Source organism: Chromobacterium aquaticum (assembly GCF_021129195.1).
GTDB lineage: Bacteria > Pseudomonadota > Gammaproteobacteria > Burkholderiales > Chromobacteriaceae > Chromobacterium > Chromobacterium aquaticum.
Window position 1 is genome coordinate 1 of the sequence record NZ_JAJOHW010000024.1, and the last position, 24,586, is coordinate 24,586.

A 24,586-nucleotide genomic window follows, 5' to 3' on the forward strand; every position below is an offset into this window, starting at 1 on the left:
CGGGGAGGCTTTGTTGCGTTTAAACCTGTTCAGTGCCTGCCGTGACGCCGTTGCCCCCTTCCAATGCCATTCCACTTTCTCCGTGGCTCTCGCTTTAAAGCCGGTGCGGAGAATGGCTTGAAGCCGCGCAGAAGTGAGGAAGTGACGGGCGAGGAAGTGACGGGCAATAAAAAAGCGCCGCGAGCGGCGCTTGGTCTTGGAACGCTGGAACTTACAACATCAGGTTCAACATGCGATCGATGCGCACGCGGCTCAAGCGCGTCAGCAGCTTCTTGATCTGATCCGGATAGGTGCGCACGTCTTCCAGCTCACGGTAATGCAGCAGTTGCCGGCTGTGGCGCAGGATATTGTCCTGTTCCTGTTGGTTCTGGTGCTTGAGTTCGGCGTGAGGGTCGTTGATCAGCAGCGCGTTTTCCATGTCCAGCCGGAAAGCTCGCGGGTTGAGGTTATTGCCGGTCAAGAGCATGTGGCGCTGGTCGCTGAACATGCCTTTCAGGTGGTAAGTGTTGTCGCCGTCTTTCCACAAATGAACGCGCAGCTGATTGGTGCCGATGTAATGGCGTTGGCGCTTGGCGAAGCGGCGCAGATTCATTTCGTAGAGATAGGGCAAGGCGCCGATGACCCGAAAGGGCTCGCTGGGCGGGATGTAGAAGTCGTTGGCGGTTTTGTCGCCGACGACGATGTCGATCTGCACGCCGCGTCGCAAGGCCTTGTTGATGGCGAGCACCACCGAACGCGGGAAATTGAAATAGGGGGTGCAGATGAACAGCGTGCTCTGGGTGTTGGCGATCAGATCCAGGATCACCCGGTTGAGCGCGTTGCCTTTGCCGATGCCGACAATGGGACTGATAGACAGGCCATCATGCGCGTCGGCATCATGCGGGAAGCGGTATTGGCTATGACTCAGCTTGTCGCGGAAGACGCGGATTTCCTTGCGGATGCTGCGGGTGGCCGGCGCCGGCTTGTCGAGCCGGAACACCGCGGGGTCATTGAAGAACTGCTCGTGCATATAGCCGGCCATCGTATCCGCCAGTGCCTGGCTGCGGATCAGGTGGTAACGGTCGAAGCGGTATTTGTCCAGCTTGTGCAGGTAGACATTGTTGATGCTGGCGCCGCTGTACAGCACCTGCTCGTCAATAATCAGGCCTTTCAGGTGCAGCACGCCGAATAACTCGCGGGTTTGCACCGGGATGCCGTAGATCGGAACATCGACGCTGTGCAACAAGGCTTGGGCGCGGTACCAGGCGGCATTGCAGCTGTCCTGACTTTCGCCGATGCGCCCGCGCTGGGCGCGATGCCAATCTACCATGACTCGGATATCCAGCTGCGGTTGCCGCTGCTTGGCGGCAAACAGCGCATCCAGCACTTCCTGCCCCGCCTCGTCGTGCTCCAGATAGAGCGCGGCGATGTAGATGCGGTGCTGGGCCTGAGCGATGGCGGCCAGCAGGCTAAGGCGGAAGTCTGCGGTCTGATGCAGGGTGGTGATGGCGTCGGCTTGCAGACGCAGCTTGGGCAGCTGAGCGAGCAACGATCTTTTTAGCAGAAATGCCATGTAAGCGTTGGAGTTTGACGTTTAATCGTGGAATCGTAGCATCGTTTTCGCTTCTTGGGGGAGTTGGCGCCCTGGCAATCCTTGCGCCAGCGCAGTTCCACGCCAAATCGGGTTGGAAAGCGGGATACGACAGAGTCCATGGCAAGGCGGGGAGAAATGTGCAAAAATTCGTTCAACTAGATGAATTGCAGGTTTTCCAATGCTGGACCGGGACGGATACCGCCCCAATGTCGGAATCATCCTCATCAATGGCAAGAATGAGGTGTTCTGGGGCAAGCGAGTGCGTGAGCATTCCTGGCAGTTTCCGCAAGGCGGAATCAAGCCAGGCGAAAGTCCGGAAGCCGCGATGTATCGCGAGCTGCTGGAGGAGGTGGGTTTGCTGCCGCAACATGTGAAAATACTGGGCCGCACTCGCGACTGGATGCGTTATGAAGTGCCGACCAACTGGGTGCGCCGCGAGTGGCGCGGCAGCTATAAGGGGCAGAAGCAGATCTGGTTCCTGCTGAAGCTGGTGGGCCGCGAGTGCGATGTCTGTCTGCGCGCCAGCAGCCACCCTGAGTTCGATGGTTGGCGCTGGAATGAATACTGGGCGCCAGTGGATGCTGTGATCGAGTTCAAGCGCGATGTCTATGAGCGCGCGCTGGCCGAGTTAGCGCGTTTTCTGCGCGGGGTGGAGAGCCGAGAAGCGTATTTAACGCGCATTGGCCGCCCTCAGGAGCAGCACTGAGATGTTGGCGGGTGCGTCGTCGGCGCAGCCTGGATGCGATACGGCGGGCCTGGCCCGCTGTCTTTTTTTTCGCCGTGGCAGACTGCCGCGGCGTTTGGCGTAATTTGCTGGGCAACAAGATTTAAGACATGACGCAACAATACGATGAATCGTCGGTACGGGTGCTCAAGGGCTTGGAGCCGGTCAAGGAGCGGCCGGGGATGTATACCCGCACCACCGACCCCACCCATATTTGCCAGGAAGTGATAGACAACGCCGCCGACGAGGCGCTTGGCGGCTATGCGCGCAAGATCGCGGTGACGGTGCATCAGGATGGTTCGCTGTCGGTGGATGACGATGGCCGCGGCATACCGGTGGGCCTGCATCCGCAGGAGGGCGTGCCGGTGGTGGAACTGGTGTTCACCCGGCTGCACGCTGGCGGCAAGTTCAATAAGAAGGATGGCGGCGCCTATGCGTTTTCCGGCGGTCTGCACGGCGTCGGCGTCTCGGTGACCAATGCGCTGTCCACGCGGCTGGAAGTGGAGGTCAAGCGCGAGGGCGGCGTGCACCGCCTGGTGTTCTCCGGCGGCGACGTCATCGAGCCGCTGGCCCGGGTTGGCGATTGCGGCCCGCGCACCAGCGGCACCCGGGTGCGGGTATGGCCGGACGGCAAGTATTTTGAAAGCCCGCGTTATTCGCTGCCGGAACTGGAGCGTCTGCTGCGCGCCAAGGCGGTGTTGCTGCCCGGCGTGGCGGTGACGCTGATAGTGGAGCGTCCCAGCGGCGACGAGGTCAAGGTCTGGCAATATCCGGAAGGGTTGAAGAGCTATCTGGCCGAGCTGTGCAATGGCGATGAGCCGGTGGCGCCTCTGTTCGCCGGTGAGGCTTATATCGGCGATGATCACGAGCAATTCGCCAAGGGCGAGGGCGCGCAGTGGGCAATGGCTTGGTTCGAGGATGGCGCCAGTGGCGAGAGCTACGTCAACCTGATCCCGACCCCGGTGGGTGGTACCCACGAAGCGGGCTTGCGCGCCGGCGTGTTCGATGCAGTGAAGAGCTTCATCGATCACCATAATCTGCTGCCGCGCGGCGTCAAGCTGATGGCCGAGGACGTGTGGAGCCGTGTGCGCTTCGTGCTGTCCGCCCGGGTGCTGGATCCGCAGTTCCAGGGCCAGACCAAGGACAAGCTGACCAGCCGCGACGCCTTGAAACTGATTTCCGGCCTGGCGCGCGATCCGGTGGAGCTGTGGCTGAACCAGAACGTGGAGTCCGGCAAGAAAATCGCCGAACTGGCGATACGTCAGGCGCAATCGCGTCTGAAGTCGGTGAAGAAGGTGGAGAAGAAGAAGGGCTCCGGCGTGGCGGTGCTGCCCGGTAAACTGACTGATTGCGAGAGCGAGGATATCGAGCGCAACGAGCTGTTCCTGGTGGAGGGCGACTCCGCTGGCGGCTCGGCCAAGCTGGCGCGCGACAAAGAGTACCAGGCCATCCTGCCTCTGCGCGGCAAGGTGCTCAATAGCTGGGAAACCGACAAGGACCAGCTGTTCTCCAATGCCGAGATCCACGACATCTCGGTGGCTATCGGCGTGGACCCGCATGGGCCCAGCGATCACCCGGACCTGTCCGGCCAGCGCTACGGCAAAATCGCCATCCTGTCCGATGCCGACGTTGACGGCTCCCACATCCAGGTGCTGTTGCTGACGCTGTTCTTCCGCCATTTCCCGCGGCTGATCGAAAACGGCAATATCTATGTGGCCCAGCCTCCGCTGTTCCGCGTGGATGTGCCGGGCCAGGGCAAGCACCGTCCGCCGCGCAAGCTGTACGCGCTGGACGAAGGCGAGATGACCGCCATTCTGGACCGGTTGCGCAGCGAAGGCGTGCGTGAGAACGCCTGGGGCATTTCCCGCTTCAAAGGCCTGGGCGAGATGAACCCGGAGCAGTTGAAGGACACCACGATGAATCCGGACACCCGTCGCTTGTCGCAGGTGCGCGTGCGCGCCGGCGAGCTGGAGCAGACGCTGTCCACCTTCGTCATGCTGATGGGCAAGGGCGAGGCATCCAGCCGCCGCAGCTGGATGGAGGCCAACGGCAACGCGGTCGAAGCCGATATCTGAGCGACGACACGCGTTCAACGCCCCCGCAAGCCTGGCTTGCGGGGGCGTTGTCATGTCTGCGGTATCGCCGCAGCGCAGCGGATTCCAAACAGGTTCTTACCAGACGCGCAGTGTCTGTCCTGTCTGCACGCCTTCCACGCTGCGCACATAGGCCAGCGCGGCGCGCGCCGCCGGCACCGCCTCGAAGCCTGGGAAGAAGTCCTGGTACTGGTCCCAGGATTCCCGCAGCACATTGGGACTGACCACATTGATGCGGCGGCCGCGGTCCAATTCCACCGCCGCGCCGCGCACAAAGCCCTCCAGCGCCGAATTCACCGCGCTGGCATTGCTGCCGAAGCGGATGGGCTGCTCGCTGACGATGCCGCTGGTCAGCGTGATGGAGCCGCCTTCGTTCAGATAATGCTGACCGATCAGCGTCAGTTCCACCTGGCCCATCAGCTTATCGTTGAGGCCGATGCGGAACTGCTCGGCGCTCATTTCCGCCAATGGACCGAAATGCAGCTTGCCGGTGGCGCTGATGATGGCGTCCACCTTGCCGATGCGCTCAAACATCGCGTGGATGCTGGCGCTGTCGGTCAGATCCACCAGCACCTCGCCGCGGCGGCTGCCGGCCTTGATCAGTTGATGGTGGGACAGCGCCTGGCTGATGGCCTGGCCCAAGGTGCCGTGGGCACCGACGATGAGGATCTTTTTCATGGGGAATCTCCCGGACAAGTACAAGACCCGATCATTTTGCGCCCGCGCGGCGCACGGATTAATCCGCTAAGATGAACAAGATTGAAAACCATGGGTTATGAATGGCATGGATCGCCTATTGAGCATGGAACTGTTCGTGACCGTGGTGGAGCGTGGAAGCTTCACCGCGGCCGCGGAGGCGCACGGCCTGTCCCAACCCATGGTGGGCAAGCATATCGCCAGCCTGGAGCAGCGGCTGGGCGGCCGCCTGCTGGCGCGCACCACGCGCCGGCAACAACTGACCGAACTGGGTCGGCACTATTTCCAGCGTTGCCAATCCATTCTGGCGGAAATTCGTGCGGCGGAAAGCGGCGTCGAGTTGATGAGCGGCGCGCCGCGCGGCGTGCTGCGGATCAACGCCTCGGTGACCTTCGGTTCGCTGCGCCTGGCCGGCCTGCTGGCCGAGTTCATGCAAGCGTATCCGGACATCACCGTGGACCTGAGCTTGTCCGACGAACTGGTCGACCTGGTGGCCGATGGCTACGATGCCGCTTTCCGCATCGGTCAACTACCGGACTCCGGTCTGGTGGCCCGGCCATTGCAGCCCTACCGGATGATGGTGGCGGCGGCGCCGGCCTATCTGGCGCGCAAAGGCGTGCCGCGGACGCCGGCGGATCTGGCCGCGCATGATTGTCTGGGCTTCTCGCTATGGCGCAAGGACGATGGCTGGGAATTGTTGGGCGCGGGCGAGTGGGGGCGCGCCAGCCGCTTCCAGTCCAACCACGGCCAGGCGCTGCGCATGGTGGCGCTGGCGGGCGGCGGCATCGTGCTGCAGGCCGAGGCGCTGCTCGGCGACGATGTGGCGGCCGGACGGCTGGTGGAGCTGCTGCCGGGCTGCCTGCCGCCGCCCAAGCCCATGCACCTGATTTATCTGCCGGACCGCCAGCCTTTGCCCAAGTTGAGGGTGTTCATAGACTTCATTCTGCAACGCCTGGGCGGGTTGTGAGTTTTATTGACAGGGCTTGTCAACGATTTTCGTTTGAGCGCGGGTGCGCATCGGCGTAGCTTGCATACATTAAAGCAATGGCGAGGGAGAGACGGGGATGGAGCCGGATTTGCGGACGCCCAGCCGGCGTGAATTGTTCGCGGGCTTTTTCTCTATCGGCCTGACTGGCTTCGGCGGCGTGCTGCCGCAGGCGCACCGGATGATGGTGTTGCGCCGCCGCTGGCTGAGCGAAGCGGACTTCGCCGTGATGCTGGGCTTGGGTCAAGTGTTGCCGGGGCCGAATATCGTCAATGTCGCGGTGGCGGTGGGCAGTCGTTTTCACGGCGTCGGCGGAGCCGCCGCCGCCATCGCCGGGCTATTGCTGGCGCCCATGGTCATCGTGCTGTTGCTGGCGTCCTTTTATGGCCATTACCGTCAGCTGCCGTTGGTACAGAACGTGCTGCATGGCCTGGCTTCCGCCGCCGCTGGCCTGATAGCGGCGATGGGTCTGCGCTTGCTGGCGCGCATCGAGCGCAAGCTGTGGTGCGGGCTGGTGGCCGCCTTGACCTTCTGCGCGCTGGGAATATGGCAATTGCCCTTGCTGTGGGCGCTGCTCTTGTTGGCGCCGGTCGCCATCGGCTTGGCCTGGCGCGACCGGCCGAAGGAGGGCGCATGATATTGCTGACGCTGCTGTGGCAGTTTTCCATGCTGTCGCTGGTGGCGGTGGGCGGCGCCAATGTGCTGATACCCGAGCTGCAGCGTCTGGTGGTGGAGCAAGGCTGGATGAACGCGCGCGAATTCGCCGCGTTGTTCGCCATCGCCCAGGCCGCGCCCGGCCCCAATGTGCTGGTGGTTTGTCTGATCGGTTGGCATGTGGCCGGGGTGTCCGGCGCCGTGGTCAGCATGCTGGGCATTTGCGGGCCATCGTCCATTCTGAGTTTCTACGTGGCGCGCTGGTGGCAGCGCTATCGGCAGGCGCCGCTGACGCTGGCGATACAGCGTGGTCTGGCGCCGCTGACCATAGGGCTGGTGGCAGCCAGCGCCCTGTTGTTGAGCCAGGCGGCCAACGCCAGCGTCGGCGCCTGGTTGTTGTGCGGCGCGGTGGCATTGGCGGCTTGGCGCACCGCGCTCAACCCTTTGTGGCTGTTGCTGGCCGGCGCCGTGCTCGGCGGGCTGGGGCTATTATGAAACGTGGCCGGAGGCGGCCCTTGTTCTGGGAACGGAGTGCGATGCGAGTCTTGATCTGGCTGCTATTGTGCTGCTTGGCGCCATGGGCGCAGGGGCAAGGGCTATCAATCCGCTACGCCTTGGTGTCCGGGGAGCAGGACCCGCATCTGCCCTATATGCAGGCCTTGTTGCAACTGGCCTGCGGCGAGGCCAAACTTAGTTGCGAGCTGAGCAGCGCGCTGGACATGAACCAGGGGCGGGCGCTGGAACAGATGGCGCACGGCGATGCCGGCGTGGATTTGTTCTGGGGCATGAGTAGCCGCGAGCGCGAACAGAAGGCCTTGCCGGTGCGCATCCCGCTCTATAAGGGCTTGATAGGCTGGCGGGTGCCGCTGGTGTCGCAAAAGCGCGCCCGGCTGTTTGAAAAGGTGTTCACGCTGGCGGATCTGAAGGCGCTGAGCGCAGGCCAGGGGCAGGATTGGCCGGATACCCAGATTCTGCGCGGCGCAGGCTTGCCGGTGGTGGCCAGCCCCCTGTACTTGCCGCTGTTCGCCATGCTGCGCCAGGGACGTTTTGACTATTTCCCGCGCAGCGTGATCGAGGTGGGGCAGGAGCTGGAGTCCGACGCCGCCAAAGGCCTGGCGTTGGATTCTTACGTGGTGCTGCATTACCCGGCGGCGTTTTACTTCTTCGTGTCGCCGCGCCGGCCGGAGCTGGCGCGGGCCTTGACCCAGGGCCTGGAGGCCGCCATCAAGGACGGCAGCTTCGACAAGCTGTTCCTGCGTTTCAACGGTCCGCGCTTGCGCGCCTTGAACCTGGCGCAACGGCGCATCATCGAATTGTCCAACCCTCTGCTGCCCAAGGAAACCCCGTTGCAGCGCAAGGAACTGTGGTTTTATCCGCGCTGAGACTCCTGCGGCAGCAAGTCCGTGAACACAAATCCATCCCGTTCCACTGTTTCGCCCACGGTGTGCGCCACCGGGCGCTGGAACATCGGTCCATCCCAGGCGAAGGAGTGGAATTCCCCGTATTCGCCGCATGGGTCGGCGTCCGGCGGCAAGGCATCCAGCAAAGCCTGGCCAAAGTCGCGGCCAGCCAGCTCGCGCGGCAGCTTGCGCGGGTCCAGGCAGGTCAGCCTGGCTTTCAGGCCGCCGCGCAACATGGTCTGCGCCAGCTCGGCGGTGGGCAGGCCCCACAGCGGAAAGAGCGGCTCAATGCCGCTGCCGGCCAGATTGCGCTCGCGGTAGGCGCGCACATCCTCCAGGAACAGGTCGCCAAACGCCATATGGCTGACGCCGTCGGCGCGGCAGGCGCTGACGAATTCCGCCATCCGGCTGGCGTAATCCTCGTTGCTGCAAGGGTAGGGGATGCTCAGCTGGCGCAGCGGCAAGCCCAGCGCCGCCGCCTGTTCGCACAGCAGTTCGACGCGGACCGCGTGCATGGCCACGCGCTGGAAGGCCTGGTTGACGGTGGTGAACAGCCCGACCACTTCGACATCGGGGTCCTGGCGCAGCACATGCAGCGCCCAGGCGCTGTCCTTGCCGCTGCTCCAGGACAAGAGTACGGTTTTCTTCATGGCGCATAGCTTAGCCGTGCTGAGGCGCGCCGCCAAGCGGGGGGACTGGGCCGGGGGAGTCGGGTATAATGACGCTCTATTTTTTCGTCATTCAGGACTGATTGCCGCATGACCCAGCTCAAGAACGATACCTTCCTGCGCGCGCTGCTTGGCCAGCCCGTCGAATACACCCCGATCTGGATGATGCGCCAGGCGGGCCGCTATTTGCCGGAGTACCGCGCCACTCGCAGCCGGGCCGGCAGTTTCATGGGCCTGTGCACCAGTCCTGACTACGCCACTGAAGTCACCTTGCAGCCGCTGGAGCGCTTCCCGCTGGACGCAGCCATTCTGTTCTCCGACATCCTGACCGTGCCGGACGCCATGGGCCTGGGCTTGTATTTCGCCGAAGGCGAGGGCCCCAAGTTCGAGCGTCCGTTGCGCGACGAAGCCGCGGTTCGCGCGCTGGCGGTGCCGGCGCTGGACAAGCTGAGCTATGTCTTCGACGCCGTGTCCAGCATCCGCAAGGCGCTGGATGGCCGCGTGCCGCTGATCGGCTTCTCCGGTAGCCCGTTCACCCTGGCCTGCTACATGATTGAAGGCGGCGGCTCCGATGACTTCCGCCACGTCAAGGCCATGCTCTACAGCCGTCCGGAACTGCTGCATCACATCTTGGATGTGAGCGCCCGCACCGTGATCGACTACCTGAACGCCCAAATCGACGCTGGCGCGCAAGCGGTGCAGATCTTCGACACTTGGGGCGGCGCGCTGACCCAGGCGGCCTACCGTGAGTTCTCGCTGGCCTATATGCGCCAGATCGTCGCCGGCTTGAAACGCGAGGCCGACGGCCGCCGCGTGCCGGTGATCGTGTTCACCAAGGGCGGCGGGCAGTGGCTGGAAGAGATCGCGGCCATCGGCGCCGACTGCGTGGGCCTGGACTGGACCACGGACCTGGGCGCCGCGCGCGCGCGGGTGGGCGGCAAAGTGGCGCTGCAAGGCAATTTCGATCCCAATGCGCTGTTCGCCGAGCCCGCCGCCATCGAGCGCGAAGTGGCGCGCATCCTGGCCAGCTACGGCACCGGCAGCGGTCATGTCTTCAATCTAGGCCACGGCATCTCCCAGCACGTCAAGCCGGAGCACGCCGGTGCGTTGGTTGAAGCGGTACATCGCTTGTCGCGGCCATATCACGCCGCCGGCTGAAACCGGCGCCAGTTCATTTGCATGTTTTTGCCGACCGGCGCGTTTCCCATGCGCCGCTGCACCAGGCTGGAGCATGGCGGCGGGCATTAAAGCCCGCCTTATCAGACTGTGAAGCCATCGCCTGCTGCTATTAGCGCCGCAAGTGGAAAAGGATTTGTTTTTTCAACAGAAAATTTAACTTTTCCCTCGCCGCCGCTTGGCGCGCGCCGGGGTATCGATGCTTGTCCGGCCGATGGTTCGCCTGCGGCCGGATTGCATTTTTGCACTTGGGTTAATAAGGATATTGACAAGAAGAACGGTAGTTGTTCTCGGAGTTATGCACATCTGCTAGTCAGAGTTCCAGTTCTTGTCAAGCCGATTGCTCATGTTTTTTTCTGCAATTTAAGTCTTTGAAAATAAAAGAAAAAATTATTGATTAATTTTTGTGCAATCTAATGGAAACGCTGATCTAGCGCCATTTCGGCGGTAGACCGGCATCTTGTTCACAAAGTTATCCACAGCATCTGTGCACAGTGGCCGCAAAGCCTTGTCACAACAGCATTTGTCTTCGGGAGCGCTCCGGATGGGGCAACACAGCATTGTGCAAGTGGCCGTGGATGTGCCGCTGCCAGGTACGTTCAGCTACCTGACCCAGTTGTCTGTCATGATTGGGCAAAGAGTCGCGGTTTCCTTCGGGCCGCGCCGGCTTTGTGGCGTGGTTGTCACGGATATACCTCAGCAGGGTATCGAGCCGGCCAAGCTCAAAAGCATAGACGCGGTGCTGAGCGGCCTGCCGCCGCTGCCGGAAGACTTCATGGCCCTGGTCCGCTTCGCTGCCGACTACTATCACCATCCACTGGGCCAGACCTTGTTCACCGCCTTGCCCACCGGCCTGCGCGAGCCACGGGATATCCAATTGCCGGATGAACGTCCCTACGCGCTGACGCCGCTGGGCGAGGCGGAAGCGCCGCCGGCGCGCCAGCGCGCCAGGCTGGCGCTATGGCAGGCGTTGCAGGATGGCCCGCTGACGCTTGCCGCCGCCAAGGCGGTGACGCCGCAGGCCGGCAAAGTGCTGGCGGACTGGCTGGCGGAAGACAAGATCCACCGCGTGGAACCGGAAGCGGCGCCCTTGCGGGTGGCGGACAGCCCCGAACTGAACGAAGAACAACAGGCCGCGCTGGATGCCTTGCGTGGCCAGGCGGGCTATCAACCGTGGCTGCTGCACGGCATTACCGGCAGCGGCAAGACCGAAGTCTATCTACAACTGATCGCGGATCATCTGGCCGCCGGCTGCCAAGTGCTGGTGCTGGTGCCGGAAATCAATCTGACCCCGCAACTGATCACCCGCTTCACCCAGCGTTTTCCCGCCAGCCGCATCGCTGTGCAGCACAGCCATCTGGCCGATGGCGAGCGCCTGAAGGGTTGGCTCGATGGCTGGCAAGGCCGCGCCGATGTGGTGATAGGCACCCGCTTGTCCGTGTTCACTCCGCTGCCGCGCCTGGGGTTGATCGTGGTGGACGAGGAGCACGACGGCTCCTTCAAGCAGCAGGATGGCCTGCGCTACCATGCGCGCGATCTGGCGATCTGGCGCGCGCGCCGGGCCGCTGTGCCCATCCTGCTGGGCTCGGCCACGCCCAGCCTGGAAACCATGGCCAATGTCGAAGCCGGCCGTTATCGCCGGTTATCCCTGAGCCGGCGCGCGCATGGCGCGGCCAGGCTGCCGGATGTCCGCTTGGTCGACGTGCGGCGGCAAAAACTGGCCGAAGGCCTGTCCGAACCGGTGATCGAAGCATTGCGCCAGCGCCTGGCGCGCGGCGAAATGAGCTTGGTGTTCATCAACCGCCGCGGCTTCGCGCCGGTGGTGGCCTGCACCGATTGCGGCTGGACCAGCGGCTGCCCGCGCTGCTCCGCCAAGCTGGTTGTGCACCTGCTGGAGCGCAAGCTGCGTTGCCACCATTGCGGTTGGGAAGAAGCGGTGCCGCGCGCCTGCCCGGACTGCGGCAATCCCGACATCAAACCGCTGGGCGAGGGCACCCAGCGGCTGGAATCGGCGCTGACGCGCCTATTCCCCACTGCGCGCATTCTGCGCATAGACCGCGACACCACCAGCCGCAAGGAAGCCTGGGACGATATCTACCGCAAAGTGCACGCCGGCGAGGTCGACATGCTGGTGGGCACCCAGATGCTGGCCAAGGGCCACGACTTCGGCACCCTGTCGCTGGTGGTGGCGCTGGGAGCGGACGGCGGTCTGTACTCCGCGGATTTCCGCGCCTCCGAACGGCTGTTCGCGCAACTGATGCAAGTGGCCGGCCGTGCCGGCCGCGCCGATGCCCCCGGCGAAGTGCTGATCCAGACCCAATGGCCGGATCATGAGCTATACCAGGCGTTGGCGCGCCACGATTTCGACGGCTACGCCAACACCTTGTTGGACGAGCGTCGCATCGCCGGCTTCCCGCCCTGCGCCTATCAGGCCTTGCTGCGCGCCGACAGCCCCAGCCTGGAACAAGCCACTGCCTTCCTCGCCGAGGCGCGCCGGCTGGCCGAGCCCCTGAGCGCGCAAGTGCTGATCTCCGGCCCGGCGCCGGCGCTGATGGTGAGGCTGGCCAATCGCGAGCGCGCCCAACTGGTGCTGGAAGCGCCGCAGCGGCAAGCGCTGCACGCCTTTTTGAATCAACTGCTGCCACAGCTGGACGCGGTGGCCAAGCGCCATGGCCGCGGCCTGCGCTGGTCGCTGGATGTAGACCCACAAGACATGTGATCGCCGAATGAACGCTACTCTCAAGAAAACCCTATTGGCCGGCTGCCTGCTGCTGGCTGCCTGGCCCGCTTTCGCCATGGACCTGCATGGCCTCAAGCCGGAAGAAGTGGCGGTCTGGGCCGCGCCGGTGGAAAGCGGCAAGACGCTGGCCGGCCACCGCGCCGACAGCGCGGTCAACCCCGCCTCCACCATGAAGCTGATCACCAGCTGGAGCGCGTTGAACCTGCTCAAGCCCGGCTATCACTGGCATACCGGCCTCTGGTCCGCCGCGCCGCTGCGCGACGGCGCCTTGCAAGGAGATCTCTATTGGCTGGGCGCCGGCGATCCGCGCTTCAACAACGATAGCCTGCTCAAGCTGCTGTATGAGCTGCGGCTGCGCGGCGTCAAACAGATAGACGGTCGCCTGCTGTTGGACAAGAGCGCGTTCAAGGGCATTTCCAGCGCCCATGACTTCGACGAAGACCTTGGGCGCGCATTTACCGTGGAGCCGGACAGCCACCTGACCAATCTGAAAGTGGCCTGGCTCAACTTCTATGTCGACGCCGCCGGCGCGCGCGTGGCGCTGGACCCGCCGCTGGCCGGCGTCCGCGTCAACGCCAAGCTGCAGGCCGGCGGCCAGGGCGGCCCGAACGACTGCTCCGACGTGCGCCGCTACGCCACGATCAGCAACGACGCCAATTCCGTCACCGTCAGCGGCACCTTGCCCGCCAGCTGCGACGGCGCCAAGACCTTCGTCAACGTGCTGGACCACGATGCCTTCGCCAGCCAGGACTTCGCCGCGCTGTGGCAGGCGCTGGGCGGTGCCGGGCCCAAGGGCGCCGGACAGGGGCGGGTGCCGGCCGGCGCGCGGGAACTGGCGGGGCACGACTCCCAGCCGCTGACCGTGGCGATCAGCGACATTAATAAATACAGCAACAACACCATGGCGCGCACCTTGTTCCTGACCCTGGGCAAGGAGGGCGGCGGCGAGGACACCCGCGCCAACGCCGAACACGCGGTGCGGCGGTTGCTGGCGGCCAACGGCATTTCCGACGAGACGCTGGTGTTGGAGAACGGCTCCGGTCTATCGCGCCGCGAACGCGTGAGCGCGCGGCTAATGGGGCAGGTGTTGCTCAATGCCGCGCGCGGCCCCTACGCCAGCGAATTCCTGGCCAGCCTGCCCATCGCCGGTGAAGACGGCACCCTGAAAAAACGCTTCGCCGATCAAGGCCCGCGGCTGCGGATGAAGACCGGCACCCTCAAGGACGTCAAGGCGCTGGCAGGCTACTGGCTGGGCGCGGATGGCCGCCGGCTGGCGCTGGCGGTGATCGTCAACAGCCCGCGCGCGCCGGAAATGGGCAAGGCGATGGATCAGATCGTCGCCGATCTGATCGATCAGTTCGAAGCCGCCAAATAAGCTGGCGGCGGATTGACGGTTTCGGCGCGCGCGGCGCGCGTATAATATCGGGTTTTGCGCTCCTCGCCGGAGCGCCCGAACCCGCGAGAGCCATTGATGAAACCCGTAACCATGTACACCACCGCGGTCTGCCCCTACTGCATCCGCGCCAAGCAAGTACTGTCCGCCAAGGGCGTGGCCGACATCAAGGAAATCCGCATCGACCTGGACCCGGTCGAGCGCGACAAAATGATGGATCTGACCGGCCGCCGCACCGTGCCGCAGATCTTCATCGGCGACACCCACGTCGGCGGCTGCGACGATCTGATCGCGCTGAACCAAGCCGGCAAGCTGGACCTGCTGCTGGCCGATTGAGCCCGCTTGCCCGCGATCAAGCCCCGGCTTGCGGGCGGTTGGCCCTGAACCGCTTTCGTGCGATGATGCAGGCCTGTTTACACCATTCCAAAACCGGCCGCTTGCGAGCGGCCTCCGTGTGAGAAAAGACATGAGCGAACAACAAGAGCTGCAACCGGCGTTCTCCATCGAGAAGATCTATGTGAAGGACATGTCCCTGGAAGTGCCGAACGCGCCGCAGGTGTTCCTGGAGCAAGAACAGCCGGAAATCGACATGCAGCTGGCCAGCGAAGGCAAGCAGCTGGACGATGGCTACTACGAAGTCACCCTGACCGTGACCGTGACCGCCAAGCTGCCGGAAAAAACCATGTTCCTGTGCGAAGTGGGCCAGTCCGGCATCTTCCAGATCCGCAACGTGCCGACCGAAGACATCGACCCGATCCTGGGCGTGGCTTGCCCCAACATCCTGTTCCCCTACGCGCGCGAAGCCGTGTCCAGCGTAGTCAACCGCGCGGGCTTCCCGCCGGTGCTGCTGTCGCCGATCAACTTCGAAGCCCTGTACATGCAGCAGCGTGCGCAACTGGCCGAAGCCGGCAACGCCTGAGGCGAAACCAGTGATGAAACGCCTCGTATACCCGCTGGCGCTGAGCCTGGGCCTGCTGGCCCACAGCGCGGCCGCTCTTGAGTTTCGCTCGGTCAAGGAAACCGGCGTGGCGCTGTACGAGGCGCCGGCGCTCACCTCGAAGAAACTGTTCGTGGTGAGCCGCTACTATCCGGTGGAAGTGCTGAGCAGCCAGAAGGAATGGTCGCGCGTGCGCGACGCCACCGGCGGCATCGCCTGGATTCCGGCGGCAGCGCTATCCAAACAGCGTTGGTTGCTGATCACCGTCGACAAGGCCGAAGTGCGCGCCACTCCGGCCAACGACGGCCCGCTGGCCTATACCGTGCCCAAGGATGGCGTGGTGGAATTGCAAGAGCCGCCCAAGGGCGGCTGGGTCAAAGTGCGCCACCGCGACGGCAGCATCGGCTATGCTCGTATTACCGACCTCTGGGGCTTGTAAGGGCAACGCATGAAACTGGCCATCCTGGGCGCTGGCGCATGGGGCACCGCCCTGGCCATAGCCTTTGCCCGTCATCACCAAGTGACGCTGTGGGCGCGCGACGCCAACCAAGTGGCCGAACTGGCCGCCAACCGCGTCAACCGGCGTTACCTGCCCGACTGCCCGTTCCCGGACGCGCTCAAGCTATCCGCGGAACTGCCGCGCGCCATCCACGACGCCGAACTCATCCTCATCGTCACGCCGATGGCCGGGCTGCGGCCCACGCTGCGGGCGCTGACCGCCCTGTCCTCGCAACTGCCGCCGCTGCTATGGGCCTGCAAGGGCTTCGAAGCCGGCTCCAGCCTGCTGCCGCACCAAGTGGTGGCCGAGGAACTGCCGGCCAACCACCGCTGCGGCGTGCTGTCCGGCCCCAGCTTCGCGCGAGAAGTGGCTCAGGGCTTGCCGGCGGCGGCGGCCATCGCCTCCGACGACGAAGCCTTCGCCCGCCAAGTGGCGCGCGATCTGCACAGCCCGCTGCTGCGCCTGTACGCCAATGCCGACCTGGTGGGGGTGGAAGTGGGCGGCGCGGTCAAGAACGTGATGGCCATCGCCACCGGTGTGGCCGACGGCCTGGAATACGGCATGAACGCCCGCGCCGCGCTGATCACGCGCGGCCTGGCCGAAATCACCCGCCTGGCCACCGCGCTGGGCGCCAGCCAACACACCATGATGGGCCTGGCCGGCATGGGCGACTTGATCCTCACCTGCACCGGCGCGCTGTCGCGCAACCGCCAGGTGGGTCTGAAACTGGCCGAAGGCAAGCCGCTGGCGCAAGTGCTGCAGGAACTGGGCCATGTCGCCGAAGGCGTGGCCACCGCCCGCGAAGTGCTGACCATGGCCGAGCGGCTGGAAGTGGACATGCCCATCACCGCCGCGGTCTGCGGCCTGCTCTACCAGGGTCATGACCCGCAGCAAGTGGTGCAGGGCCTGCTAAGTCGATCGCCCAAGTCCGAGGATGGCGATCTGCTGCAGTGAGCCAGGGGCCGGCGCCATCGGCTGGATGCGAAAACGGACCGTTGCCCCAGGGCTTCGGTCCGTTTTTCATTGCCGGCGTGGTGTAGCGGGAGGTAACACCGCCCCTGCCTGTGTCAGCCACCACTATCCGCTGCAGGAATGGCTCCGGCAATATGCGCAGTGACTTGCCGGCGAAGTGCTGCCCTCATGGCACAGCGGCGCGGTACCGGTACGATGTCAGGCTCCTTGGCGGGCTTCTGGCGCCGTGGTTTGACAACGGCATTCAGGGGGGCGGAGAGCGCTGGCGCATGCGGATCAGGGAAAAGCGGGTTTTGTGCCAGCCCGTCGTACTGCCAAATGGGTGCGGCAGGCGAATGACAGGGCTGACAGACCGGATACAGGCAACCGGTAGGTGCATAGCACCTCCCCGCCATCCGCCTGCCCTGTCGGGCTGGCAGAGACTCGTTGGTATTGGGCCGTCACCCCAATAGACGGTGGATGAGCTGACTCGCGGAGATTGTTACGGGTTGAGGTGGGAGGGTCAAGGCAGCGCATCGGATCATGCCGAAGTTATGCCTTGACCAGGGGGCGGAGACGCTATCGCGGCAGGGTGGCGGTTTGTTCCGGGGCTTTCAGTTTGGCCAGCAGGCTGACGGAGAGCACGATCACCGCGGCGCCAACCCAGAAACGGCCGCTGGGAGCATTGCTCCAGACCAGCCAGTCGGATAGCGCGGACAGAATGACGCCAGTGAAGATGAAGGGCGTGATCTCGCTGATATCGGACAGCTTGAAGGCCTTGGTGATGAAGATCTGAAAGGCCAGGCCGAAAATCCCCACCATCAGCAAGGACAGCGTATCTGTCCAGGAGGGCCATACCCAGCCGTAGGTGGTGAATAGCGGAATGGCGATGCTGCTGCTGGCATAGAAATAGAAAATGATTTCTAGTGCGGAATGGTCCTTGCTCAGTTGCTTGATGCCGATATAGGCCAGCGCGGCAAAGGCGGCGCTCAATACTCCTATCGACAGATACAGGCTGTTGATTTCGGCTTGCGGCGTGTAAAAGATGATGCAAATGCCGGCAAAGCCCAGCACCGTGCACAAGATGGTGGACCAGGAGGTTCTGTTCTTGAAGATGAGCAGCATGAACAGCGGCACGAACAGCGTCGAGGTATTGGTCAGCAGGATGGCGGTGGACACCGGCAGGTATTTCAGGCTGTAGAACATGAGCAGCATGCTGAGTAGTCCGGCCGCGTTTCTCAGTAGGCTGTATTTGAAGTTGTGCATCTTGAAATTGAACTGGGAGCTGTTGAACACGAAGGGCAAGATAAATAGCAGGCCGATGAAAAACCGGAAAAACAAAATTTGGCTGGGAGGAATATTGCTGGAGGAGACTTTGACGAACACTCCCATGATGACAATGCTGGCGTAGGCGATCAGCATGAATAAAATGGCTTTATGGAAGTGTTTGATTTTACCGCGAAAAGGGCGCTGGGACGGGGTGTGCATGAGCAACAAGCCTGTGTGTGATGGCCCCGACACCTGCCGTGGCGGGGCCGATAGGTGTGGCGGGATGGCAGTCGGGTTGGTTTGGCCTGTTACGACATCAGGCGGCGAGGGGCAGTCTGCCGTTGCTTAAGTAATGCTTGATGTCGATTAGCTCCATTCCGTCGAAGAAGTCGCTGGCAATCGCCCGTCCTTGCGAAAAATAGCAAGTATCGTTCAATACCGAAGAGAAGTAGATCAATGACTTCATTACGTTGGATTCATATCCGGCATGCAGACCCAAGCTATACCAAGGCAGCATCACATAGGGAATGTCTTGAGAAAGATAGCGCTCTTGCATTGAGACCGGGCAAAGCTTGAGCGTGTTGTGAGCCGGGGATTGGGTGAAAAAATCGTAATAGGATGTATAGCTGTAAGCATAAAACCGATTCATCAGCTCCAGGTAACTGGGCATCCTGAAGCCATAAATCTCACCTATTTTCATCCGGTCAGCGTCCAGGGTAGCAATGATATTGGCGATGTCGCGGCTGATGCCCTCCTTGTAAAAATAGAAATCAGCTCCGCCTTTGCCTATCCGGCCGGCATTGGTCACCATCAGGGTAGGGTGGCTGATGGCACTCGTGATATTGAGCCCCATTTCCAGTATGTTGGTGCTGGCTTGCAATTGCGAAGGAAAGTGTCCAGCTATCTTATTTTTAATGTATGAAGTATTGCATGCGGGCATGGCGGCGATATCAATTTTTTGCTTGATATCGATAATGTTGACCTCGCCGCCCTCTTGGGCGCGGCAGGCGTAAGGCAGTGAGGCGATGTCGGCAAGGTGGATGTCGCGCTCCTTGCCGGCTTTGACCAGCTCTTGATGAAAATAAAGTGAGCTGAAGTTACCGGCCAAGGTAATGACGATCTGTCCTTTTTTCAGGAAAGGCAGCATTTTCCTGAATTGAGGCAGGTGAGCATGGGTGGGGAGCGATAAGTAGATCACCTCGGCGCCCAGTAAAGCCAGCTCGATATCGGTGGTCAGTAGTTCTAACCTGGCACTGGCTTTTAACTTGCCTTGTAGAGTGATGGTGTTATTGCGGATAGTGTGCAGATGCCCAGGATGGCTTTCATCCGCATGGAGTGTAACGGTATTGCCGAGCAAGGTCAGTTGGGCTGCAAGCGCTTGTCCACCGTGGCCACAACCAAGAATAGTTATGTTCATGTTGACTCTCCTTTAGCTGATCAATTACTAACCATGGAAGTAAATGCCTGTCGGCAGCTGATGTTTGACTTGCTTAAACCAACTTGCAGCAGGCTGTTTTATTGAAAACCCTACACCTGCTAAAGGGTCAATTATTGTTTTGTAAATATGTGGTAAATATTTTTGATTGTTTATTAAATTCTAGATTGGGTCTCGGCTTTTATGTGTTGACTGTTTTTAATGTGAATATATTTATTATGTTGAAATTGGCTTGCACCCTTGGTGAGTCTTTGAACGGTCCGGATAAGCCTGTTCCAGTGTGCTGTGAGTGCTCTGTCGGCTTGCATGTTGGCGAAGGCTGGCTGAGGTGGGGTGCGGGCTGTTGCCGCTATGGGGGTCTGTATGGACTGGCTTGGCCGCAGCGGCAATGAATGAGTGGGGGGGGGCTTGCCGGCGCGGTGATGGCGCCTGGATGGGGAGAATGCTGGTGTGAAGGGTGGTTGGGCTGGCGGCGTTCAGGATGCGAAGTAGCGCCGCCAATAGGCTTCCCGGCATGCACTGTTGAAGCTGACTTGAGTGGGATGGATGGGAGCGCCAGGAGCTTGGCGCGTCACTTCGTAGCGGATCCAACATTCGGTGCAGGCGGCCTCGCTCGGGAAATCGTCCTGTTCCGTCATTCGCGTGACGATGGCTCCATCGTCAAAAACATAGGCCTGCTGTTCCGAGACAACCGTGTGACCCTGGTCGGTCCAACTGTTCCGGCTGGAGCTTTGCAGTCGAGCGCGGCGTGGAGAAGGCGATCCCTGGATGGCGTTGACGTAGTTGACCAGATGGCTCATGTGGGCGCGGCTTGGGTTAGGTGTGGAAGGTAATGGTAGGCGCAAAAGGGGAAGGGGTGAAGCGTAAGGACAAAACAAAAAAGCCCTGATTGCTCAGGGCTTCAATGTCTGGTTCTGGCGGAGAGGGAGGGATTCGAACCCTCGGTACGCTCGCACGTACGCCTGATTTCGAGTCAGGTACATTCGACCACTCTGCCACCTCTCCGACTCAGAGTGGGGCATTCTATTGGGAGCGGGTTTGCCTGTCAATAGCCTTGTCGCAGCTAGCCATAAAAAACGCCGCCCGGAGGGCGGCGCATGGAACGGAACAGGCTTTGCTCAGTGCTTTTTCAGCTCGCCTTCCCACTTGGCCACCACCGCGGTGGCGATGGAGTTGCCCACTACATTGGTGGCGGAGCGGCCCATGTCCAGGAAGTGGTCGATGCCCAGCAACAGCAGCAGGCCGGCTTCCGGAATGTTGAACTGGGCCAGGGTGGCTGCGATCACCACCAGCGAGGCGCGCGGCACGCCGGCCATGCCCTTGGAGGTGAGCATCAGGATCAGCAGCATGGAGATTTCCTGGGCCAGCGTCAGATCGATGCCGTAAGCCTGGGCGATGAAGATGACCGCGAAGGTGCAGTACATCATCGAGCCGTCCAGGTTGAAGGAGTAGCCCATAGGCAGCACGAAGCTGGCGATTTTGTTGGAGCAGCCGAAGCGCTCCAGCTGTTCCAGGGTCTTGGGGTAGGCGGCTTCGGAGCTGGCGGTGGTGAAGGACAGCAGCAGCGGTTCGCGCATCATGCCCATCAGCTTGAGTACGCGCGTGCCGATGAACAGGCCGCCAGCCAGGATCAGCAGGCCCCACAGGATGCCAATGGACAGGTAGAACTCGGCCATGAACTTGCCGTAGGTGGCGAGGATGCTCAGGCCTTCCTTGGCCACGGTGGCGGCGATGGCGCCGAATACCGCCAGTGGCGCGAACAGCATCACGTAGCTGGTCACTTTCAGCATCACGTGGGCCACCACGTCTATGGTGTCGATCAGCAGCTTGGCGCGGTCGCCCAAAGCAGCCATCGCGCAGCCGAAGAACACCGAGAACACCACGATCTGCAGAATCTCGTTGGTGGCCATCGCTTCAAACACGCTCTTGGGGATGGCGTGGGTGACGAAGTCCTTCACCGACAGCGCGCCGGCCTGGATGCCGCTGGTGGCGTGGCTGTCCGGCAGCGGCAGATTGAGCGCCATGCCCGGCTTGAGCAGGTTGACCATGATCAGGCCCAAGGTCAGCGACATCAAGGATGCGCTGATGAACCACAACATGGTTTTGCCGCCGATGCGACCCACGGTCTTGGCGTCGCCCATCTTGGCGATACCCACGATCAGGGTGGAGACCACCAAGGGCGCGATGATCATCTTGATCAGGCGCAGGAAGATGTCGGTCAGGATGGAGATGTTGCTGGCGAAGGCCTTGATGTCGGCTTCGCTGGCGGCGTTCTCGCGGTAGAGGTAGCCGGTGATGATGCCCAGCACCAGGCCGATCAGGATCAGCCCTGTGAGTTTTTTCGACTGCATTGAGAAGTTCCTACCTTTATTTAAGCGCGTTTTGATAACAACAAGACATGTTCGGAATGAAACAATGCCGGGGCCGGCCCGGGGGTGGAGGGCAGCCGCTTTGTGTGTCAAGCTTGCCGATGTAGTGATTAGCCTACATTCTTGTTTATTGATTTTATTGGCGTTACTGCCAGTTGTAGGACAGTTGTTGACCTATTTAGGGGTGGGATTATAGTGAATTAGCGAACGCTTGTCTTTGTCGTATTTCGAGTATTGAAATTCGTAGACGAGTGTGTATCGCGACGGGTGATGCCAATGCGCTTGCCGTCGGAATGCGAACCGCCGGCAGGGAGCCGGCGGCGATGGAGTGGTGCTTAGTGGTGGATGTCCAGCGTGACGTCGCCGCGCTCCTCGGCCACGGTCTCCAGTATCTCCAGGATGGTGGCGTAGAGGTCCGCGCCCAGCGCCTTGCGCGCTTCCTCGGTTTCGCGCCAGACGATCTCGTAAGCGCCTTGCACGTCATTGGCCAGGCAGTCGTACAGCGCGTCCAGATTGCGGCCGAAGTGGGCCGGCAGCCTGAGCTGGCGGATCAGCTCATCGAACAATTGATCCAGGCTCTTGATGTGGTGCAATTCGCAAACTCTCACTGACATGACGGCACCTCGATGAAGCGGTTGTAATGGTCCACGCTGACGAAGCGCTGGCCGCCGCGGGCGTAAACGATGCGGTAGGCGCCGCGCTTGCCTCCTTTATAGTTCAGGTCGGCTTCCTGCCATTGGCCTTTGGGCAGGCGTTTCTCGTAATTGCCGAAGCGGTCGCCGCCTATCGATTTTCCATTGAGGCCCGGCACGCTCCACAGACTGCGGCCGGGTTGCCAGCCGGCGTTCTTGGCCTGACGCTTGGTGATGAACTGCGGCGGCAGCTGGCCGGTCTTGCCAAGCTGGCTCAAGACGGTGCTCAGTTCGTTCTGATTCAGCCGATTGCCGGCCTGCTGATTGACCTGGGCGGCCACCAGCGAGCATTGCGGCAGCGCCCAGGCGGCGGGCGCGGTGAGCAGACAGGCCAGCGCCAACAGGCGCGAGAGACGTGGAAGCATAGAGTTTTACTCCAGGGGCAGGGATTCAACCGGGTAATCAACGCCGATCAGCAAGGGCAGGATGCGGCGCATGCCGCTGGCGTCGGCGTCCGTGGTGATGAAGCGATAGGCCGGCGTGGCGGCGGGGGGCGTGCCCGGCAGCAGCGATACCACGCGCCGGGCGATGGCTTCGGCTGGGTCGTACAGCGCGATGCCGTCGCCGGTCAGCTCGCGGATCAGCGGTTCCAGGAAGGGATAATGGGTACAGCCCAGCGCGATGTGGTCGATGTTCTCTTCCAGCAGTGGCCGCACGACCGCGGCCACCCGTTCGCGGGTGCGCGGGCTGTCCAGCTCTCCTGCTTCCACTTGTTCCACCCAGCCTTCACCAACGCGGCGCAGCACTTCAACATGGCCGGCGTGAGTATCCAGCAGCTTGCGCACCCGCTCGCTTTGCAGCGTGGCCTGGGTGGCCAGCACCGCGATGCGGCCGGTGCGGCTCATGGCCGCCGCCGGCTTGATCGCCGGTTCTATGCCCACCACGGGAATGCTGAGTTCGCGGCGCATGGCGGCGATGCCGGCGGTGGTGGCGGTGTTGCAGGCCACCACCAGCAAGGTGGCGCCCTGTTCTTGCAGGTAGCGGCCCATTCTGACGCTGCGCGCGGCGATGTCGCTGTGGCTGCGTTGGCCGTAGGGGCAGTAGGCCTGATCGGCCAGATAGGTGATGTCCCAGCCGGGCAGCGCGGCGCGCACGGCCTTCCATACCGAAAGGCCGCCGAGGCCGGAGTCGAACATCGCGATCATGATGCGTGGGTCAGTTGTTCTGGATGACGATCTTGGGGAATTTGCCGGAGAAGTCCTGGGCCTTTTCGCCCACCTTCACCGCCACTTTACGGGCGATGGCCTTGTACAGGTCCGCCACTTGGCCGTCGGGGTCGGCCGCCACCGTGGGCGTGCCGCTGTCCGCCGCCAAGCGGATGCCCATGTCCAGCGGCAGCGAGCCCAGCACTTCGACGCCGAAGTCCGCCGCCATCCGCGCCGCGCCGCCTTCCCCGAAGATGTGTTCGGCGTGGCCGCAGTTGGAGCAGATGTGGATGGCCATGTTTTCCACCATGCCCAGGATGGGAATGCCCACTTTCTGGAACATGGTGACGCCCTTGCGCGCGTCCAGCAGCGCGATGTCCTGCGGCGTGGTGACGATGACAGCGCCGGTGACCGGCACTTTTTGCGACAGCGTCAGCTGGATATCGCCGGTGCCCGGCGGCATGTCGATCACCAGGTAATCCAGATTATCCCAGCGGGTGTCGTTGAGCAGCTGTTGCAGCGCCTGGCTGACCATGGGGCCGCGCCAGACCATGGCCTGGTCCGCGTCCACCAGATAACCGATGGACATGGTCTGCACGCCGTGGCTTTCCAGCGGCTTCAGGCTTTTGCCGTCCGGGGTTTCCGGGCGCTGACCCTGCAAGCCCATCATCAGCGGCTGCGATGGGCCATAGATGTCGGCGTCCAAAATGCCGACGCGCGCGCCTTCCGCGGACAGCGCCAGCGCCAGGTTGGCCGCGGTGGTGGATTTGCCGACGCCGCCCTTGCCGGAGGCAACGGCGATCACGTTCTTGACGCCGGAAAGCAGCGGCACGCCGCGTTGGGCGGAGTGGCTGGTGATCAGGCTGCCCACGCGCACGCTAAGCTTGCGTTGCTCGGCCAGCGGCGCCAGCGCGGCCTCGAAGCGCTGGCGGACGGATTCGTGCTGGCTGTTGGCCGGATAGGCCAACACCACGTCCAGCGACAGTTCTGCATCGCTGATCTTGATGTTTTTCACCGCCTTGGCGGCGACGAAGGGTTTGCCGGTGTTGTCGTCGATCAGGCTGGACACGGCTTCCAGCACTTGCGCATCGCTGAGTGACATACTGTTTTCGGTTCCCGTTGAGGACTGGAAAAGGCGGGTGAGTTTGGAGAGCATGGGGAGGACATCCGTTGAATCTTTGGCTGTC

Annotated in this window: 24 protein-coding genes and 1 tRNA gene; 13 read left to right on the forward strand and 12 right to left on the reverse strand. The window is 62.4% G+C overall.

All coding sequences use genetic code 11. The features are described from left to right. Positions 1-211: 211 nt before the first annotated feature. A complete protein-coding gene (pssA, locus tag LQT98_RS03875) occupies positions 212-1,552 on the reverse strand; it encodes a CDP-diacylglycerol--serine O-phosphatidyltransferase (protein ID WP_231461185.1) in 1,341 nt (446 codons plus the stop codon). A 199-nt stretch (positions 1,553-1,751) separates the two neighbouring features. On the opposite strand from pssA, the gene LQT98_RS03880 reads away from it, so the two are divergent. Together LQT98_RS03880 and parE are read left to right on the forward strand one after the other, a co-directional pair. Beyond that, entirely contained in the window at positions 1,752-2,279 is a 528-nt protein-coding gene (locus LQT98_RS03880) for an RNA pyrophosphohydrolase (RefSeq protein WP_048409938.1), read from the forward strand. A gap of 128 nt (positions 2,280-2,407) precedes the next feature. Further along, entirely contained in the window at positions 2,408-4,372 is a 1,965-nt protein-coding gene (parE, locus tag LQT98_RS03885; RefSeq protein ID WP_231461186.1) for a DNA topoisomerase IV subunit B, read from the forward strand. A gap of 96 nt (positions 4,373-4,468) precedes the next feature. Here the strand turns inward: parE and LQT98_RS03890 are convergent, their stop codons facing one another. Then, positions 4,469-5,068 (reverse strand): short chain dehydrogenase, encoded by a 600-nt coding sequence (locus tag LQT98_RS03890; protein ID WP_231461187.1) that lies wholly within the window; start codon positions 5,066-5,068, stop codon positions 4,469-4,471. Between the two features lie 124 nt (positions 5,069-5,192). On the opposite strand from LQT98_RS03890, the gene LQT98_RS03895 reads away from it, so the two are divergent. The 4 genes from LQT98_RS03895 to LQT98_RS03910 all read left to right on the forward strand — a co-directional run bounded on the left by LQT98_RS03895 (position 5,193) and on the right by LQT98_RS03910 (position 8,107). Then, positions 5,193-6,053: a LysR family transcriptional regulator gene (locus LQT98_RS03895; protein ID WP_231461188.1), complete on the forward strand. Its 861-nt coding sequence runs from the start codon at positions 5,193-5,195 to the stop codon at positions 6,051-6,053. Positions 6,054-6,150: 97 nt separating this feature from the next. Continuing rightward, a complete protein-coding gene (locus tag LQT98_RS03900; protein WP_231461189.1) occupies positions 6,151-6,708 on the forward strand; it encodes a chromate transporter in 558 nt (185 codons plus the stop codon). Continuing rightward, on the forward strand, positions 6,705-7,220 hold the full coding sequence (locus tag LQT98_RS03905) for a chromate transporter (RefSeq protein WP_231461190.1): 516 nt from the start codon (positions 6,705-6,707) through the stop codon (positions 7,218-7,220). Before LQT98_RS03900 ends, LQT98_RS03905 begins: the two co-directional genes overlap by 4 nt. A 41-nt stretch (positions 7,221-7,261) precedes the next feature. Further along, positions 7,262-8,107: a substrate-binding periplasmic protein gene (locus tag LQT98_RS03910; protein ID WP_231461191.1), complete on the forward strand. Its 846-nt coding sequence runs from the start codon at positions 7,262-7,264 to the stop codon at positions 8,105-8,107. On the opposite strand, the gene LQT98_RS03915 is transcribed toward LQT98_RS03910, so the two are convergent. Next, positions 8,095-8,775, reverse strand: a complete 681-nt coding sequence (locus LQT98_RS03915; protein WP_048409932.1) for a Dph6-related ATP pyrophosphatase — start codon at positions 8,773-8,775, stop codon at positions 8,095-8,097. The genes LQT98_RS03910 and LQT98_RS03915 overlap by 13 nt on opposite strands. A gap of 108 nt (positions 8,776-8,883) precedes the next feature. On the opposite strand from LQT98_RS03915, the gene hemE reads away from it, so the two are divergent. The 7 genes from hemE to LQT98_RS03950 all read left to right on the forward strand — a co-directional run bounded on the left by hemE (position 8,884) and on the right by LQT98_RS03950 (position 16,492). Continuing rightward, on the forward strand, positions 8,884-9,951 hold the full coding sequence (gene hemE, locus LQT98_RS03920) for a uroporphyrinogen decarboxylase (RefSeq protein WP_231461192.1): 1,068 nt from the start codon (positions 8,884-8,886) through the stop codon (positions 9,949-9,951). A 562-nt stretch (positions 9,952-10,513) separates the two neighbouring features. Beyond that, on the forward strand, positions 10,514-12,688 hold the full coding sequence (locus tag LQT98_RS03925; RefSeq protein ID WP_231461193.1) for a primosomal protein N': 2,175 nt from the start codon (positions 10,514-10,516) through the stop codon (positions 12,686-12,688). Between the two features lie 7 nt (positions 12,689-12,695). Continuing rightward, on the forward strand, positions 12,696-14,084 hold the full coding sequence (gene dacB / locus LQT98_RS03930) for a D-alanyl-D-alanine carboxypeptidase/D-alanyl-D-alanine endopeptidase (protein WP_231461194.1): 1,389 nt from the start codon (positions 12,696-12,698) through the stop codon (positions 14,082-14,084). Positions 14,085-14,180: 96 nt separating this feature from the next. Further along, on the forward strand, positions 14,181-14,438 hold the full coding sequence (grxC, locus tag LQT98_RS03935) for a glutaredoxin 3 (protein ID WP_048409928.1): 258 nt from the start codon (positions 14,181-14,183) through the stop codon (positions 14,436-14,438). Between the two features lie 130 nt (positions 14,439-14,568). After that, complete coding sequence (secB, locus tag LQT98_RS03940) at positions 14,569-15,021, forward strand: protein-export chaperone SecB (protein ID WP_048409927.1); 453 nt, start codon at positions 14,569-14,571, stop codon at positions 15,019-15,021. A gap of 13 nt (positions 15,022-15,034) precedes the next feature. After that, the gene (locus LQT98_RS03945; protein WP_231461195.1) at positions 15,035-15,478 is read left to right on the forward strand and encodes an SH3 domain-containing protein; all 444 of its coding nucleotides are present in this window, start codon (positions 15,035-15,037) and stop codon (positions 15,476-15,478) included. Between the two features lie 9 nt (positions 15,479-15,487). Beyond that, on the forward strand, positions 15,488-16,492 hold the full coding sequence (locus LQT98_RS03950; RefSeq protein ID WP_048409925.1) for an NAD(P)H-dependent glycerol-3-phosphate dehydrogenase: 1,005 nt from the start codon (positions 15,488-15,490) through the stop codon (positions 16,490-16,492). Between the two features lie 576 nt (positions 16,493-17,068). Here LQT98_RS03950 and LQT98_RS03955 read toward each other — a convergent pair. From LQT98_RS03955 to apbC, 9 genes are all read right to left on the reverse strand, one after another. Further along, entirely contained in the window at positions 17,069-17,977 is a 909-nt protein-coding gene (locus LQT98_RS03955; protein WP_269325926.1) for a DMT family transporter, read from the reverse strand. A 97-nt stretch (positions 17,978-18,074) separates the two neighbouring features. Then, positions 18,075-19,175 carry an NAD/NADP-dependent octopine/nopaline dehydrogenase family protein gene (locus tag LQT98_RS03960; protein ID WP_231461197.1) on the reverse strand — a complete coding sequence of 367 codons (1,101 nt, stop codon included), beginning with the start codon at positions 19,173-19,175 and terminating at the stop codon, positions 18,075-18,077. Between the two features lie 494 nt (positions 19,176-19,669). After that, positions 19,670-19,993, reverse strand: coding sequence for a hypothetical protein (locus LQT98_RS03965; protein ID WP_156183848.1), 324 nt, complete (start codon positions 19,991-19,993; stop codon positions 19,670-19,672). A gap of 115 nt (positions 19,994-20,108) precedes the next feature. Continuing rightward, positions 20,109-20,198: transfer RNA gene (locus LQT98_RS03970), tRNA-Ser, on the reverse strand. A 113-nt stretch (positions 20,199-20,311) separates the two neighbouring features. Continuing rightward, positions 20,312-21,544 carry a dicarboxylate/amino acid:cation symporter gene (locus LQT98_RS03975; protein ID WP_048409920.1) on the reverse strand — a complete coding sequence of 411 codons (1,233 nt, stop codon included), beginning with the start codon at positions 21,542-21,544 and terminating at the stop codon, positions 20,312-20,314. Positions 21,545-21,897: 353 nt separating this feature from the next. Further along, positions 21,898-22,176: a barstar family protein gene (locus LQT98_RS03980; protein WP_231461198.1), complete on the reverse strand. Its 279-nt coding sequence runs from the start codon at positions 22,174-22,176 to the stop codon at positions 21,898-21,900. Beyond that, a complete protein-coding gene (locus LQT98_RS03985; protein ID WP_231461199.1) occupies positions 22,167-22,619 on the reverse strand; it encodes a ribonuclease domain-containing protein in 453 nt (150 codons plus the stop codon). Before LQT98_RS03985 ends, LQT98_RS03980 begins: the two co-directional genes overlap by 10 nt. A gap of 6 nt (positions 22,620-22,625) precedes the next feature. After that, positions 22,626-23,399, reverse strand: coding sequence for a glutamate racemase (gene murI, locus LQT98_RS03990; protein WP_231461200.1), 774 nt, complete (start codon positions 23,397-23,399; stop codon positions 22,626-22,628). 10 nt (positions 23,400-23,409) lie between these two features. Next, complete coding sequence (gene apbC / locus LQT98_RS03995; protein ID WP_048409916.1) at positions 23,410-24,501, reverse strand: iron-sulfur cluster carrier protein ApbC; 1,092 nt, start codon at positions 24,499-24,501, stop codon at positions 23,410-23,412. Positions 24,502-24,586 lie beyond the last annotated feature (85 nt).